Below are 14,931 nucleotides of genomic sequence, written 5' to 3'. Positions count from 1 at the left end.
AGGGAACGTGGCGGCATGACCGAAGACCTCGACGCCCTGGCGAAGGAGCTCGACCGCGAGCACGTGTTCCACTCCTGGTCCGCGCAGGCAGGCCTGGACCTCCCCGTCATCGCCGGCGGCGAGGGCACGGTGGTGTGGGACCACGCCGGCAATCGCATGCTCGACTTCTCGAGCCAGCTGGTCAACGTCAACATCGGCCACCAGCATCCGGCCGTCGTCGCCGCCATCCGTGAGCAGGCCGAGCGGCTCGCCACCATCGGCCCCGCCACCGCCAACCTCCAGCGCGGGCAGGCGGCGCAGCGCATCCTCGACAAGGCGCCGGAGGGTTTCGCGAAGGTCTTCTTCACCAACGGCGGCGCCGATGCGATCGAGAACGCCATCCGCATGGCCCGCCTGCACACCGGGCGCGACACGGTCCTGTCGACCTACCGCTCGTACCACGGCAACACCGGAGCGGCGATCGTCGCGACCGGCGACTGGCGACGGATGCCGAACCAGTACGCCCGCGGACACGTGCACTTCTTCGGCCCGTTCCTCTATCGCAGCGAGTTCTGGGCGACCACGCCCGAGGAGGAGTGCGAGCGCGCCCTGCATCACCTCGAGCGCGTCATCCAGTCCGAGGGGCCGTCGACGATCGCCGCCCTGCTGCTGGAGTCGGTGCCCGGCACCGCCGGCATCATGATCCCCCCACCCGGCTACCTCGCCGGCGTGCGGGAGCTGGCCGACCGGTACGGGATCGTGCTGATCCTCGACGAGGTCATGGCCGGCTTCGGCCGCACGGGGCGCTGGTTCGCCTTCCAGGGCCACGACGTCGTCCCCGACCTCATCACCTTCGCCAAGGGCGTGAACTCGGGGTACGTGCCCGTCGGCGGCGTCATCATCTCGCCCGAGATCTCGGCGACGTTCGACGAGCGGGTCTTCCCCGGCGGGCTCACCTATTCGGGGCATCCGCTGGCCGCCGCGTCCATCGTCGCCGCGATCGACGCCATGGAGTCGGAGGGCATCGTCGCCAACGCCCGCCGCGTCGGCGAGGAGGCGATCGGCCCGGGCCTGCGCGACCTCGCGGAGAGGCATCCGCTCATCGGCGAGGTCCGCGGCGAAGGCGTCTTCTGGGCGCTCGACCTCGTGGTGGACCAGGACACGCGCCAGCCGGTCGGCGCGGACGTCATCGGCAAACTCAAGAAGGAGCTGACGTCGCGGGGGCTGCTGCCCTTCGCGGCGGAGAACCGCATCCACGTCGTGCCGCCCTGCGTGGTCACCGACGCGGAGGTGCGGGAAGCCATGTCGATCTACGATGAAGCACTGACGAGCGTCGAAGGCGACCTCTTCTGACGCGTGCACTGCGCCGGGGCCGGCCGACCGGGACGGCCTGCGGCGCTTCCGAAGGAGGAACACGACAATGACGGACACGATGGAGCGCACCGACGCGGTGGGCGCCGACACGACGGTCCTCGAGCACTGGGTGAACGGCAAGCCGTGGGCGGGGGCATCCGACCGCACCGGCTCGGTGTACAACCCCGCGCTCGGCACGGTCCAGAAGCAGGTGCGGTTCGCGACGCGCGACGACGTCGGAGAAGTGGTGGATGCCGCCTCCGCAGCGTGGGCGCAGTGGCGCGACGCCTCGATCGCCAAGCGTCAGGCGGTGATGTTCGCGTTCCGCGAGCTGCTGAACGCGCGCAAGGAGGAGCTCGCGGAGATCCTCACCTCGGAGCACGGCAAGGTGCTCGCCGACGCGCGGGGCGAGATCGCCCGCGGCATGGAGGTCGTCGAGTTCGCGTGCGGCGTCGGGCACCTCACGAAGGGCGCGTACTCCGAGAACGTCTCGACCGACATCGACGTCTACACGCTCCGACAGCCGCTGGGCGTGGTGGGCATCATCAGCCCCTTCAACTTCCCGGCGATGGTGCCGCTGTGGTTCTTCTCGATCGCGCTGGCCGCGGGGAACGCCGTGGTGCTGAAGCCGTCCGAGAAGGATCCGTCGGCCGCGAACTGGCTCGCCTCGCTCCTGACCGAGGCGGGGCTGCCGGACGGCGTCTTCAACGTCGTGCACGGCGACAAGGAGGCCGTCGACGCGCTGCTCGAGCACCCCGACGTGCGGGCGATCTCATTCGTGGGCTCGACGCCGATCGCGAAGTATGTGTACGAGACGGCGACCTCGCACGGCAAGCGGGTCCAGGCGCTGGGCGGCGCGAAGAACCACATGCTGGTGCTGCCGGACGCCGACCTCGACCTCGCCGCCGACGCCGCCGTGAACGCGGGCTTCGGCTCGGCCGGCGAGCGCTGCATGGCGATCTCGGTCGTGCTGGCCGTCGACACCGTCGCCGACGAGTTCGTATCGAAGGTGGCCGAGCGCATGAAGTCGCTCAAGACCGGCGACGGCACCCGCGGCTGCGACATGGGCCCGCTCATCACCGGGCAGCACCGCGACAAGGTGACCTCGTACATCGACGTCGCCGGCAGCGACGGCGCCTCGGTCGTGGTCGACGGACGCGACGTCGAGATCGACGGAGACGAGAACGGCTTCTGGCTCGGACCGACCCTCATCGACAACGTGCCGACCTCGTCGACGGTGTACACCGACGAGATCTTCGGACCCGTGCTGTCGGTCGTGCGCGTCGAGGGCTACGAAGAGGGCCTGCAGATCATCAACGCCAGCCGCTACGGCAACGGCACGGCGATCTTCACCAACGACGGCGGTGCCGCGCGGCGCTTCCAGCGTGAGGCGACCGTCGGCATGATCGGCATCAACGTGCCGATCCCGGTGCCGGTGGCGTATCACTCCTTCGGCGGCTGGAAGGCATCGCTGTTCGGCGACGCGAAGGCGTACGGGCCGCACGGCTTCGAGTTCTTCACCGCCGAGAAGGCCGTCACCTCGCGGTGGCTCGACCCGTCGCACGGCGGGATCAACCTGGGCTTCCCGCAGCACGACTGAGCGACAGCGGATGCCGCGGCCACCATCGGCCGCGGCATCCGCAGTCTCTCCCTCCTCTCTCGTTGCGACTCGCCAAGACACGCCGCCTCGCGAATTCCGCTCCGGCGTGTTGTGGCGAGTCACGTGTCCGCGCCGGGGCAGGTCGCCCGAGCGCGCGGGTCGGGCCGGGGCGGGGCCGGGCGGGCGCGTGCGGGCCGGGGCGGGTGCCACAAGCGCGTGCGTCCGCTGAGTCGCCAAGACACGCCGCTTCGCGAATTCCGCTCCGGCGTGTCTTGGCGAGTCGCGTGTCCGCGCCGGGGCAGGTCGCCCGAGCGCGCGGGTCGGGGCGGGGCGGGTCGCCCGAGCGCGCCGGGGCGGGTACTCGGACTCGTGCGTCCGCTGAGTCGCCAAGACACGCCGCCCGGCTACTTCCGCTCCGGCGTGTTTTGGCGAGTCAGGCGGCCGGCGGCGGCGCGAACACCGTCAGCGCGCCGGGCAGCGCGACGCAGCGCAGGCGGAAGCCGCCGGCCGCGCGCTCCTCGAGTTCGCCGTCGTGGACGAAGACGGACGGATGCCCCGCCTCGGGGCGCACCCGAAGGTCCAGCTCGCGCACCACGAGGCGCTCCACGTCCTCGTCGCGGGGGAACAGGCGCACGGCGCGCAGCACCGCCGCGGTGCGCTTGCCGAAGGCCAGGGAGGCGAGCGCGCGCACCTTCGATCCGCGCGCGTGGTGGACGCGCACGTCGAGGACTCCCGTCTCGGCCTCCTGACGCTGCATCGTGGCGACGCGCTCGGGGTCGTTGCGGCCGACGCTGACGAACACCGACCACACCCGCGCGCGTCGGCCCTCGCTGACGATCGTGAGCGGCTCGGCGCGCCGGAGCGCCGCCGCCGTGGCGACGACGCCGCCGATCCACTTGCCCAGGCTCGTGCGGCGCTCCCTCTCCCCGATGAGCTCGGGGTAGGCGCCGACCGACACGACGTTGAGCACGGTCACCGGCTCGTCGTCGTCCGCCGTCGCCTCGGCGACGCCCACCGCGACGGTCGAACCCGCCTGGTACGCGTCGATGGCGGCCTCGACGCTGTCGACGCCGAGCGCGCGCACGAAGTGGTTGAACGTCCCACCGGGCATCGCGAGCAGCGGGCGTCCGTGGCGCCGGGCGAGATGCGCCATGCGCGACACCGAGCCGTCGCCGCCGTAGATCCCCAGCACGTCGGGCGCGGCATCCGACTCCATTGCGGCATCGACGACATCGGCGAGGTCCTCGCCGTCGGCGAGCTCGTGCACGACGGCCTCGGGGAGGCGCTCGGCGAACGTGCCGGCGGGGTCGGCCCGCAGGACCGCGGTTCCCGATGCGGCATTGCGCACGATGAGCACACCGCGTCCCGTGCTCGGTGGTGATGACGCGGAGTCCATGGCCCGAGGCTACCCTCCGCTTCGGCGCCCCGCGCCGGAGGGGTCACGCGGGGAGGATCGGACGGTTCTCGTAGAACGTCTGCAGCACGACCGTCGTGCGGGTGTTCACCGACGCCGCGGCGCGGATGTCGCGGATCAGCGATTCCAGGTGGCGCGGCGTCGCGACCCGCACGAGGAGGATGTAGCTGGCGTCGCCGGCGATCGAATGGCACGCCTCGATCTCGCTGAGATGCTCGAGCAGCTCCGGCGCGTTGTCGGGCTGCGCGGGGTCCAGCGGGGTGATCTCGACGAAGGCGGCGAGCGGCTTTCCGACGGCCTCGGCATCCACGAGCGCACGGTAGCCGGTGATGACGCCGCGGGTCTCGAGCTTCCGCAGCCGCGCCTGCACCGCGGACACCGAGAGCCCGACGGACGCCGACAGCTCGGCGAGCGTGGCGCGGGCGTCGTTCGAGACATCCCGCACGATCGCGGCGTCGATGGCGTCATCCAGGCTCGGCATGGCTCGAGCGTAACGCAAACCGGAAAACTTCCTGTCGAATCGTCGATCGAGGGGAACTTCTCTAGAATGGCGAGCAACCGCACGTGCAGATCGGAGGTTCACCATGCCCGCTCCCACCCGCGCCACGCAGGTCATCGTCGGCGAACCCGAGGTCGTCGAGGACACCATCGGCGCGACCGCGGGCGACGCGCTCGAGGCGTCGCCGGCGTGGCTCCGGCTGAAGGCAGCGGCGACTGCGATCCAGGCGCTGCAGGTGAAGGACGGCTCGATTCCGGATGCCGCCGCCCACGCCCGGGCGCGGGCCCTGGTAGGCGAGATCGTCGCCGGCATCCGCGCGCTCGCCCCCGCGTTCCCGCACGACGCCGAGTACCTGGCGGCCTCGGTGCGCGACTTCGAGCGCTGGATGGACGAGGGGTTCGGCATCCCGGACTTCCTCGACTCGCTCACCGCCTTCCAGCCGCAGCAGCACCGGGTCGACGGCATCCGTCACCTGGTCGTCTTCCCGATGTACACGCAGAACGGATCGTCCGACCGCCACATCGAGGCCGTGCTCGTCGAGGTGATCTGGCCCGAGTTCATCGCGCAGCTGGAGGCGGGCGACTACGGCAACAAGCTGTTCGTCTCGCTGCGGTTCCTCGACTTCACCCCCGGCTACGACACCAACAGCGCGGTGCTCTTCCCCGAGACGGTCGCGATGCGCGAGATCCCGGCGTTCACGTGGGGCGCGATCTTCCAGGACCGCGAGGCCGCCCGCTACCGCCGCGTGGTGCGCGCGGCCGCCGAGATCACCAAGCTCGAGCTTCCGGCCGACGCCGCCCGCCTGCTGGAGGACCAGGAGCTCGCCGAGAAGACGTTCGTGATGTGGGACATCATCCACGACCGCACGCACATGCGCGGCGACCTGCCGTTCGATCCGTTCATGATCAAGCAGCGGATGCCGTACTTCCTGTACTCGCTCGAGGAGCTGCGGTGCGACCTCACGGCGTTCCGCGAGTGCGTCTCGATCACCGCCCGCCTGCGCGCGAAGGTCGAGAAGGGCGAGACGCTCGAGGGCGCGGAGGCGGAGATGCTCGAGCACGCCGTGCTCGTGCAGTACGCGGTGATCTTCGACCGGATCTTCCGCTTCGCCATCACCGGCACGCGCGTGCGCAACTACGACGGCCTCGGCGGCCAGCTGCTGTTCGCCTGGCTGCACCAGCGCGGGGTGCTGCACTGGACCGACACGGCCCTCGCCTTCGACTGGAAGGACGTGCCGGCCGCCGTGGTCGCGCTCGGCGACGCGATCGATGAGCTCTACTGGCGCTCGATCGACCGCCCGAAGACTGCGCACTGGCTTGCCGCGTACGACCTCGTCCGCTCGACGCTGACGCCCCACCCGGCATCGCAATGGGCCGGCGGCCTGTCCGACGAGATCCTCGCCGGGCCGCCGAAAGGCTACACCGACGCGGTGATGGACGACGAGTTCCCGCTGTCGATGTTCTTCGAGGCGCTCGACAAGAAGATGAAGCCCGTCATCGAGTCGACCGCCGGCATCACCGGCCGCGACGGCTGAGCCGTCGCTGGACGAGCTCGCCCGTTCACGTCAAGGGGACGGCGAGCGGATGCCGGTGCGCCAGGCGGCGTGGAAGGGTAGGAGTATGAGCGTCTCAGGCAGACTCGTCGTCATCTCGGGAGCCACCAGTGCGTCCGGCCTCGCCGCCGCGCGCGAGCTCGTCGCGGCGGGCGCGCGCGTCGTCGCCGTCGGGCGCAGCGCCGACAAGCTGGAACAGCTCGCCGCTGCCGTCGAGCCGGGCGCGGGCGTGGTCGAGCTCGCCCCCGCCGGGAGCCTTCGCACCGAGGTCTGCGACCTGACGGACGAGGCCGACGTGGCCGCGCTCGCCGAGCGCATCCACGCCTCCGACGGGACGGTCGACGGCGTGCTGCACCTCGTCGGCGGGTGGCGCGGAGGCGGGGGCCTGGAGGGACAGACCGACGACGACTACCGCTTCCTGGAGCGCGCGCTCAGCGCGCTGCGCCACGTGAGCCGGGCATTCGACGCCGACCTGCGGGCGTCGGAATCGGCGCGCACGGCGATCGTCTCCTCCACCGCCGTGGAGCGTCCGCTCGCCGGCGGCGCCAACTACGCCGCGGTCAAGGCGGCGAGCGAGGCGTGGGCGCGCGCCGTCGCACAGGGGTTCGCGAAAGCGGCGAAGGACTCCGGGCGGCCGCTGGCCGCGGCATCCGTCATCTTCCGCACCAAGAGCCTCTCGGGCCTGGAGGACGCCCTGGCGCAGCGATTCGCCGACCTGTGGATGACCGACGCCACCGAGACGAACGACACCATCGTCGACCTCACCGACCCCTCGCTGTGACGCGACGGCGGCCGCGGCTGCCGTCGCGATATGAGAATGGATATCCGTGACCACCATCCACGACCCCAACCTGCGCGGATTCGCCTCCGACAACTACTCCGGCATCCATCCCGAGGTGCTCGCGGCCATCGCCGCCGCCAATGACGGGCACCAGGTCTCGTACGGCGAGGACGTCTACACCGAGCGTCTCCAGGAGGTCATGGCCCGTCACTTCGGTGAGGGCGTCGAGGCGTACCCGGTGTTCAACGGCACCGGCGCCAACGTGGTCGGACTGCAGTCCATGCTCCCCCGCTGGGGTGCCGTGATCGCCGCCGGCAGCGCCCACATCAACGTCGACGAGGGCGGCGCGCCCGAGCGCGTCGCCGGGATCAAGCTGCTCACCGTCCCGACCGGCGACGGGAAGCTCACCACCGATCTCATCGACCGCGAGGCGTGGGGCTGGGGTGACGAGCACCGGGCGCAGCCGCTGGTGGTGTCGATCACCCAGTCGACCGAGCTCGGCACCCTGTACTCGGTGGACGAGATCCGCACGATCGCCGACCACGCGCACGGCCTCGGGATGCACGTGCACATGGACGGCGCGCGGCTCTCGAACGCCGCCGCCTCACTGGGTGTGCCTTTCCGTGCCTTCACCCGCGACGCGGGCGTCGACGTGCTCAGCTTCGGCGGCACGAAGAACGGCGCGATGCTCGGCGAGGCCGTCGTGGTGCTCAACCCCGAGGCGTCGCGGGGCCTGACCTTCCTGCGGAAGCTCGACATGCAGCTTGCCTCGAAGATGCGGTTCGTCTCGGCGCAGCTGCTCGCGCTGCTGGAGGGCGACCTTTGGCTGCGCAATGCGTCGCACTCGAACGCGATGGCGCAGCGCCTCCGCGCCGGCATCGAGGCGGGGCTCGCCGACGGAACGATCCGCGGTGTGACTTTCACCCAGCCGACGCAGGCGAACGGCGTCTTCGCGACGCTGCCGCCCGGCGTCGCCGATCGCCTGCGCGGATCGTTCCGGTTCTACGACTGGGATGCGGCCAGGAACGAGGTGCGCTGGATGTGCAGCTTCGACACCTCCGAGAACGACATCGACGCGTTCCTCGCGGCGATCGCACGGGAGACCTCCGCCGCCTGACCCCCGGTCACCGGCCGAGCGCTCCGAGGACGTCGGTCAGCGTCTCAGCACCGCCGACGTTGCCGGGCACGACGACGTAGGTCATCTCGTGGCCGAGAGGCGAGGTCAGATCCCAGACCGAGACGCCGGCGAGCACCTGTCCGCGCACCCGCGCGCTCGTCGCGCCGATCGCGGTGCGGGCCAGCTCGGCCGAGGTGATGCCGCCCTTCGCGACGACGGCGCGCACGTGCGGCACGAGCTCGCGGACGGCGGCGGTGAGGGCCTGCATGACGAGCTCGCCGTGGCGCAGCGTGTCGTGCTCGCCTCGCCGCCGGCGCTCGGTGGCGACGATCGCGAGTCCGGTCGCCGCGAGCTGTTCCCGCGCGCGCTCGGCGGCAGATCGTCCGGCCGCTGCGGGATCGGCGAACACGTGCCTGCGCAGCGTGGAGTCGCCGCGGAGCACGAACTGCACGTCTTCGCCCAGGCGAGCCGCGGCCTCCCGCGCGGCGTCGCGCACCCGGCGGACGAGTGCGACCGCGTCGTGCTCGGCGATGGCCCGCGAGTTGGTCTGCACGTAGACGCTGTCGGCCTCGCACAGGGCGTCCTCGATCGCGGCGGCGTCGAAAGCCACCGTGACCCCGGACGCCGATTGGGTGCCGGTCGGGTCGTCGTCGAGGACCGCCGTCTTCATCGCTTCGCATCCCTCCGGCGGCAGATCTCCCGACCCGCAGCCCCGGCGGGCGACGGGGACGCGCGAAGCGCGCCTCCGTCGTCTCAGTCACGCGCCTGCGGGGCGTCGTCGTCGAGCAGGGCGTCGGCCTTGGCGCGGAAGAACCTCGTCGTCCACATCAGCACGGCACCCGCGAAGGCGAAGACGCCCAGCGAGACCACTCCCCACGCGCCGCTCTCGGTCGGGACCGCCTCGTTGACCGCGGTGCGCATGATGGGGGCGACGAAGCCGCCCAGGTTGCCGAGCGAGTTGATCAGGCCGATGCCGGTGGCCGCAGCCGCACCCACCAGGAACGAGGTCGGGAAGGACCACGTGATCGGTCCGGCCGACAGGAAGGAGGCCACCGCCACCGTGATGGCGACGATGCCGATCAGGCCCTGCCCCGTCGCGCCCGCCCACGCCGACACGAGGATCGCGATGCCGGTGATGAGGAAGAACAGCGACCCCCACTTGCGCCGCCGGCGCACAGTGTGGGCGTGCTTGCCCACGTAGTAGCAGGCGAACAGTCCGACCGCCCACGGGATCGCCGACACGAGCCCCACCTGCCAGCCGACTTCCTGGCCGATGAGCGTCGCGACCTGCTGCGGCAGGTAGAAGGTGGTGCCGTAGACGGCGATCTGCAGGCAGAAGTAGATCGCGGTGAAGTACCAGACTTTCCAGTTCACCAGCGCGGGGCCGATGCCGCGTGGCCCGTCCTCCTGCTTGACGGCATCCTCGTGATCCATCACCGCCTTCATCGCGGCCTTCTCGTCGTCGTTCAGGAACTTCGCCTTCTGCGGCGAGTCGACGAGGAAGAAGAACGCCGCGATGCCGGCGACGACAGCCATCATGCCCTCGACGAAGAACATCACCTGCCATCCCGCCCACGGCGTGAAGGTGTCGCCGAAGCTGATCAGGCCACCCGACAGCGGAGCGCCGAGCATCTGCGAGAACGGCTGCGCGAGGTAGAACAGCGCGAACATCTGCACGCGCCGCTTGTTGGGGAACCACTCGGCGAGGAACATGATGACGCCGGGGAAGAGCCCGGCCTCGGTCACGCCGAGCAGGAAGCGCAGCAGGATGAACATCGGCTCGCCGTTGACGAAGGCGAACAGCGACGCGACGATGCCCCAGGAGATCGCGATCCGCGCCAGCCAGAAGCGCGCGCCGAACTTGGTCAGCAGCAGGTTCGACGGGATCTCGAACAGCGCGTAGCCGATGAAGAAGATGCCCGCGCCGAGCGCGTAGGCGCCGGCCGAGATCCCCCGGTCGACCGCGAGCGCCTCTTCGGCGAAGCCGACGTTGGTGCGGTCGAGGAACGCGACGAAGTACAGGATGATCAGCATCGGCATCAGGCGGAAGGTGGCCTTCCGGATGCCGCTGGACAGGTGGGGGCTGTTCAGCAGGGTCTGCGCCGTGGCGCTCTGCGACGGGGACGACATGTGCTCTCCTTCGAGCTCTCTTCGGGGAGGTGGGGATCAGTTGCCGAGTGCGGGGATGAGGAAGATGAGGCCGACCACGACGCAGACGATGCCGACAGCGAGGTACGCGATGCGCGACTTGGACCAGGTGGATGGCATGGGGAGCTCCTAGTGCATGTAGAGGCCGCCGTCGACGTTGAGGGTCTGGCCCGTCACGAATCCGGCGTCCTCGCTGATCAGGTAGGCGACGGCCGCCGCGATGTCGCGCGGCGTGCCGATCCGGGGGAGGACGCCGTCGGCGGCCATGGCCGCCTTGCGCTCCTCGGTGAGGGTGCCGCCCATGATGTCGGTGTCGATCGGCCCGGGCGAGATCACGTTGGCGGTGACGCCGTGCGGGCCGAGCTCGCGCGCGATCGAGCGCATGAGACCGATGACGCCGGCCTTCGAGGCGGAGTACGGCGTCTTGGAGTACGTGCCGCCGCCGCGCTGCGCCGAGACCGACGAGATCCCCACGATGCGCCCGACGCCGTGGGAGACGAGGGTGCGGGCGACCCGCTGGGTGACCCAGTGCACGCCGTCGAGGTTGATCCCTTCCACGCGGTGCCACTCCTCGGGCGTGACCTCGAGGTACGGCACCGGCGACGAGACGCCGGCGAAGTTGACCACCGCGACCAGCTGCGGCAGGGCCGCCTCGAGCTCGTCGACGGCGGCGACCGCCGCTTCGCGGTTCGAGACGTCCGCGCCGGCACCCGCGGCGACGACGCCGTACGCATCGGCGACCTCGCGCGCGGCCGCTCGCGCAGCGTCCGCGTCGACGTCGATGATGCCGACGCTCCACCCGCGTTCGGCCAGGTGGTGGGCGGTCGCGCGGCCGATGCCCCGCGGGCTGGCCGCGCCGGTCAGGATGACGGCGCGCTCGGCGGGGAAGACCGCGCTCACGCGTCCCCTCCCGCCGCGGCGGGGCTCGGCGAGATCGGCGCCGGACCGAGCTCGTCCACGAGCTTCTTCATCGCGACGTACGCGCGGTTGCGGTAGGCCACCAGCTCGGGCGTGCGCTCGGACGGGACGTCGAGGAATCCGGCACCCGACTTCGTGCCGAGCTTTCCGGCCGACACGAGCTGCTCGAGGATCGGCGGTGTGGCGAAGCGCTCGGGGAACTCCGTCTGCAGCGACGCGTAGCAGAACGCGTAGACGTCGAGCCCCGCCATGTCGGCGATGGCGAACGGCCCGAAGAACGGCAGGCGGAAGCCGAACGTGGTCCGCACGATCGTGTCGATGTCTTCCGGGCTTGCCACGCCTTCCTCGACCAGCTGCGTGGCCTCGTGGAACAGGGCGTACTGCAGGCGGTTGAGCACGAAGCCGGTGGCGTCCTTGACGCGGGCGGTCTCCTTGCCGGTCGCGGCGACGATCTGCTCGACGACCGGGAGGATCGCCTCGTCGGTCGTCGCGTGCGGGATCAGCTCGACGCCCGGGATGAACGGGGCCGGGTTGGAGAAGTGCACGCCGAGGAACCGGGCGGGGTTGTCGACCGCCTCGGCGAGCCGGCCGATGAGGATGGTCGAGGTGTTGCTGCCGATGATTGCATCGGGGGCAGCGCTCTCGGAGATGCGCCGCAGAGTCGCGTGCTTGATCTCGATCTTCTCGGGCACGGCCTCCTCGATGAACGAGGCGCCGGCGACGGCCTCCTCGATGGTCGCGGCCGTCGCCCGTTCGGCGATGATTCCGGCCGCCTCGGCCGGGAACAGGCCGTCCGCCGCGAACTGTGCGGCCTCCGTGATGAGTCGCTCGCGGTTGCTGCGGGCCACCTCGAGGTCGACGTCGGCGATCCGCACGTCGGCGCCCGACATGGCGAGCACCTGCGCGATCCCGCCGCCCATGTAGCCGCTGCCCACGACCGCGTAGATCGGTCGTTCCGGTGTCTGTGTCATCTTCGTCTCCTTCGTCGAATCGGATGCCGCGGCCTCAGGCCCCGGCGGGTTCGGGCAGCAGCGACTGCAGGTAGCGGCGGTTGGTCGCGCACACGCCCAGGCTGTCGCCGCCGTACTGCTCCATCAGGAACGGGCCGCGGAAGCCGAGCTCGAGCGCTCGCGCCACCATCGCGCGGTAGTCGATGAGCCCGAGCTCGAGGCTCGTCGGCGTGGCGGTGAACCAGCTGCCGTCGCCGGCCTCGTCGCGGGCGTAGTTCTTCACGTGCCAGTAGTTCGCGTACGGCAGGGTCTTCTCGTGCATCTCACGCCAGTTCTCGATCGGGCGATGCAGCCGCACGAGGTTGCCGATGTCGGGGTTGAGCCCGACGTTGTCCAGGCCGATCTCCTCGATCAGCCGCACCGCGCTGTCGGCCGTCCCGAGGTAGGTGTCCTCGTACATCTCGAGCGACATCGGCAGCCCGACGGATGCCGCGTGCTCCCCCAGCTCGCGCAGGCGACGGACGGCGAGTGCGCGGGTGTCCGCGTCGTCGGGGTCGACGGGGCCCGGGGCGGTCCAGAACCACAGCGCCTTGCGCTGCGCCTCGGTGAACGGCTGGTGAAGGCCGGTTGAGAACACCTGCAGCCCGAGCTCGGCGGCGGCGTCGATCGTGCGATGCGCGTAGGCGAGGTTCTCCTCGCCGCGCCCGGGCTGGATGACGCTCTGGCGCTGGACGTGCACCGACACCGGTGTGACGCCGTGCGATCGGGCGATCGAGAGCAGCTCCTCCCGACGGGACGGCTCGAGGTCGGCGGGACGGATGTGGCTGTCGGCGAGCTCGATGGCGCTGAACCCGAGCGCGGCGACCTGGCGGAACACGGCATCCCAGCGGTCGGGAGCGGCGTCGTGGAGGGCCGTTCCGTCCGCCGCAACCGGAGCGAAGCCGTGCATGCACACGGCGATGGGCCACGTGTCGCGGTCGAGCGGGGCGGTGGGTGCTGCTGTCATGACGACTCCATTGGTGTCAGGTCGGTTCGCTTCCTAGATCCTATAGGAAATAGGAGCAGCGTCAAGATACGGGAAAGGCGCCGCCCGGTGGGCGGCCCGCATGCGGCGAGGTCAGCCGCGCTGCTCGATGTCGAGCGAGCGCGCGCGCACCTGCTCGATGTGCCGGCGCATCGCCGCCTCGGGCGCGGCCGGATCATCGCCCGCGAACGCGTCCACGATCGCCTCGTGCTCGGCGATGGCCTCCCGCACGTCGGTCACGCCGTGCACGACGGACTGGCGCATGCGGTGCAGCTGCGCGCCGAGCGATGCCGACATGTCGCGGATGTAGTGATTGCCGCAGTGGGCGAAGACGACGTCGTGGAAAGCCGCATCGAGGGCGAAGTACTCGGTGGTGAGGGCGACGTCCTGCGCACCCCCGCGCATCTGCTCGATCACGTCGTAGCCGGCGCGGCGGTGGCGATCCTCCGCGGCGCGGAGCTCGGCGAGCATCTCCGGTCCCGCCGGTGTCGCGAGCCGGGTCGCGGTGGTCTCGAGCATGAGCCGCGCCTCGAACAGCTCGGCCAGCTGTGCGGCATCCAGCGGCGGCGCGACCCGATACCCCTTGAGCGCCTCACGGGTCACGAGGCCGGTGCGCTCGAGCTGGACCATCGCCTCCCGCACGGGTGTGGGCGAGACCTGCAGCTGGCGGGCGATCGTGTCGATCGACAGCCGCGCGCCGGGAGGAACGTCCCCGCTCAGCAGCAGCTGGAGGATCCTCTCGTACACGTGGTCGCGCAGGCCGCGGCGTTCGATGGTCACCGGCGCACCGAACAGGCCGGCCTCGGCGGCATCCGTTGTCATGTTCCCCTCCTCCGTCCGGCCGGTCACGCCGCCACGGCGGTCGCCTCGTCCAGAATCGCACGGAAGGCGGCGGGGTCGTGCGCGAAGCGCCCGAGGAAGAGGCCGTCGACCGCTCCCGCGATCTGCGTCAGGAGGCCCGGGCCGGCGCTTCCGCCGTAGATGACCGGTGCGCCGCCGCCGGCCGATGAGGCGTCGCGCAGCGCCCCGCAGACGGCGCGGATGTGTTCCGCGTCCGCCGGTTCGGCCGCCCCGATCGCCCACACCGGCTCATACGCGACGACGATCTCGCCGCCCGTGCCCGCCGCGCGCGCCGCCGCGAGGCCGGCGGCGATCTGCCCGAGGCAGTGGTCGACAGCGGCGGCAGCGTCACCGCGCCGCTCCTCGCCGACGCATAGGATCGGGATGAGGCCGTTGCGGAGGGCCGCGTGGACCTTCGCCGCCACGACCTCGTCGGTCTCGCCGAAGATGCGCCGCCGTTCGGCATGGCCCACCTCGACGTAGCGGCAGCCGAGCTCCGCCAGCACCCCGCCGCTCACCTCGCCCGTGAGCGCGCCGACGTCGTCGGTGGAGAGGTCCTGCGCGCCGACCGCCACGCCGGCCGGTGCGCCGATCTCGACGCAAGCCGGGATCGACGGGAACTGCGGGATCGCGAACGTCATGACCCCCGGGGTGCGCTGCCCGCCCACGATGTCGGCGACGTCCCGCATCCACCGCACGGTCTGCGCGTGCGACAGGTACATCTTGTGGCTCGCGCCGATGAGCATGGTCGTCCGC

At 71.1% G+C, this 14,931-nt stretch carries 14 protein-coding genes; 5 read left to right on the top strand and 9 right to left on the bottom strand.

All coding sequences use genetic code 11. From position 1 onward, the window contains the following. The first annotated feature begins 15 nt into the window (after positions 1-15). Complete coding sequence (locus IR212_RS02340) at positions 16-1,332, top strand: aspartate aminotransferase family protein (RefSeq protein ID WP_194397426.1); 1,317 nt, start codon at positions 16-18, stop codon at positions 1,330-1,332. 67 nt (positions 1,333-1,399) lie between these two features. Continuing rightward, on the top strand, positions 1,400-2,932 hold the full coding sequence (locus tag IR212_RS02335; protein WP_194397425.1) for a CoA-acylating methylmalonate-semialdehyde dehydrogenase: 1,533 nt from the start codon (positions 1,400-1,402) through the stop codon (positions 2,930-2,932). Positions 2,933-3,365: 433 nt separating this feature from the next. On the opposite strand, the gene IR212_RS02330 is transcribed toward IR212_RS02335, so the two are convergent. Beyond that, positions 3,366-4,328, bottom strand: coding sequence for a diacylglycerol/lipid kinase family protein (locus tag IR212_RS02330; protein WP_228479444.1), 963 nt, complete (start codon positions 4,326-4,328; stop codon positions 3,366-3,368). Between the two features lie 43 nt (positions 4,329-4,371). Next, complete coding sequence (locus IR212_RS02325; protein WP_273542118.1) at positions 4,372-4,818, bottom strand: Lrp/AsnC family transcriptional regulator; 447 nt, start codon at positions 4,816-4,818, stop codon at positions 4,372-4,374. A gap of 112 nt (positions 4,819-4,930) precedes the next feature. Between IR212_RS02325 and IR212_RS02320 the strand changes: the two genes are divergently transcribed. The 3 genes from IR212_RS02320 to IR212_RS02310 all read left to right on the top strand — a co-directional run bounded on the left by IR212_RS02320 (position 4,931) and on the right by IR212_RS02310 (position 8,295). Next, positions 4,931-6,379, top strand: coding sequence for a DUF6421 family protein (locus IR212_RS02320; RefSeq protein ID WP_194397423.1), 1,449 nt, complete (start codon positions 4,931-4,933; stop codon positions 6,377-6,379). A gap of 85 nt (positions 6,380-6,464) precedes the next feature. Further along, on the top strand, positions 6,465-7,178 hold the full coding sequence (locus IR212_RS02315) for an SDR family NAD(P)-dependent oxidoreductase (protein WP_194397422.1): 714 nt from the start codon (positions 6,465-6,467) through the stop codon (positions 7,176-7,178). Between the two features lie 46 nt (positions 7,179-7,224). Then, positions 7,225-8,295 (top strand): threonine aldolase family protein, encoded by a 1,071-nt coding sequence (locus tag IR212_RS02310; RefSeq protein WP_194397421.1) that lies wholly within the window; start codon positions 7,225-7,227, stop codon positions 8,293-8,295. Positions 8,296-8,302: 7 nt separating this feature from the next. On the opposite strand, the gene IR212_RS02305 is transcribed toward IR212_RS02310, so the two are convergent. From IR212_RS02305 to IR212_RS02275, 7 genes are all read right to left on the bottom strand, one after another. Continuing rightward, positions 8,303-8,965, bottom strand: coding sequence for a nucleotide-binding domain containing protein (locus tag IR212_RS02305; protein ID WP_194397420.1), 663 nt, complete (start codon positions 8,963-8,965; stop codon positions 8,303-8,305). A gap of 83 nt (positions 8,966-9,048) precedes the next feature. Continuing rightward, positions 9,049-10,425 carry an MFS transporter gene (locus tag IR212_RS02300; RefSeq protein WP_194397419.1) on the bottom strand — a complete coding sequence of 459 codons (1,377 nt, stop codon included), beginning with the start codon at positions 10,423-10,425 and terminating at the stop codon, positions 9,049-9,051. 147 nt (positions 10,426-10,572) lie between these two features. Next, positions 10,573-11,343, bottom strand: coding sequence for an SDR family NAD(P)-dependent oxidoreductase (locus IR212_RS02295; protein ID WP_194397418.1), 771 nt, complete (start codon positions 11,341-11,343; stop codon positions 10,573-10,575). Beyond that, the gene (locus IR212_RS02290) at positions 11,340-12,332 is read right to left on the bottom strand and encodes a 3-hydroxyacyl-CoA dehydrogenase family protein (RefSeq protein WP_194397417.1); all 993 of its coding nucleotides are present in this window, start codon (positions 12,330-12,332) and stop codon (positions 11,340-11,342) included. Before IR212_RS02290 ends, IR212_RS02295 begins: the two co-directional genes overlap by 4 nt. Before the next feature lie 34 nt (positions 12,333-12,366). Next, positions 12,367-13,317: a sugar phosphate isomerase/epimerase family protein gene (locus IR212_RS02285; RefSeq protein ID WP_194397416.1), complete on the bottom strand. Its 951-nt coding sequence runs from the start codon at positions 13,315-13,317 to the stop codon at positions 12,367-12,369. Positions 13,318-13,428: 111 nt separating this feature from the next. Beyond that, a complete protein-coding gene (locus IR212_RS02280) occupies positions 13,429-14,157 on the bottom strand; it encodes a GntR family transcriptional regulator (protein WP_194397415.1) in 729 nt (242 codons plus the stop codon). Positions 14,158-14,180: 23 nt separating this feature from the next. Further along, positions 14,181-14,921 carry a triose-phosphate isomerase family protein gene (locus tag IR212_RS02275; RefSeq protein ID WP_194397414.1) on the bottom strand — a complete coding sequence of 247 codons (741 nt, stop codon included), beginning with the start codon at positions 14,919-14,921 and terminating at the stop codon, positions 14,181-14,183. Between the last annotated feature and the right edge of the window lie 10 nt (positions 14,922-14,931).

Source organism: Microbacterium atlanticum (genome assembly GCF_015277815.1).
Classification (GTDB): domain Bacteria; phylum Actinomycetota; class Actinomycetes; order Actinomycetales; family Microbacteriaceae; genus Microbacterium; species Microbacterium atlanticum.
Note: the sequence above shows the minus strand (reverse complement) of the source record. Positions and strands in the feature narration are given on the sequence as shown.

What these genes read in the sequence shown, in the direction of transcription:
- IR212_RS02335 (WP_194397425.1), top strand. Translation starts at nt 1,400, where the DNA reads ATGACGGACACGATGGAGCGCACCGACGCGGTGGGCGCCGACACGACG.
- IR212_RS02285 (WP_194397416.1), bottom strand. Translation starts at nt 13,317, where the DNA reads ATGACAGCAGCACCCACCGCCCCGCTCGACCGCGACACGTGGCCCATC.
- IR212_RS02280 (WP_194397415.1), bottom strand. Translation starts at nt 14,157, where the DNA reads ATGACAACGGATGCCGCCGAGGCCGGCCTGTTCGGTGCGCCGGTGACC.
- IR212_RS02275 (WP_194397414.1), bottom strand. Translation starts at nt 14,921, where the DNA reads ATGCTCATCGGCGCGAGCCACAAGATGTACCTGTCGCACGCGCAGACC.
- IR212_RS02300 (WP_194397419.1), bottom strand. Translation starts at nt 10,425, where the DNA reads ATGTCGTCCCCGTCGCAGAGCGCCACGGCGCAGACCCTGCTGAACAGC.
- IR212_RS02315 (WP_194397422.1), top strand. Translation starts at nt 6,465, where the DNA reads ATGAGCGTCTCAGGCAGACTCGTCGTCATCTCGGGAGCCACCAGTGCG.
- IR212_RS02305 (WP_194397420.1), bottom strand. Translation starts at nt 8,965, where the DNA reads ATGAAGACGGCGGTCCTCGACGACGACCCGACCGGCACCCAATCGGCG.
- IR212_RS02290 (WP_194397417.1), bottom strand. Translation starts at nt 12,332, where the DNA reads ATGACACAGACACCGGAACGACCGATCTACGCGGTCGTGGGCAGCGGC.
- IR212_RS02330 (WP_228479444.1), bottom strand. Translation starts at nt 4,328, where the DNA reads ATGGACTCCGCGTCATCACCACCGAGCACGGGACGCGGTGTGCTCATC.
- IR212_RS02320 (WP_194397423.1), top strand. Translation starts at nt 4,931, where the DNA reads ATGCCCGCTCCCACCCGCGCCACGCAGGTCATCGTCGGCGAACCCGAG.
- IR212_RS02340 (WP_194397426.1), top strand. Translation starts at nt 16, where the DNA reads ATGACCGAAGACCTCGACGCCCTGGCGAAGGAGCTCGACCGCGAGCAC.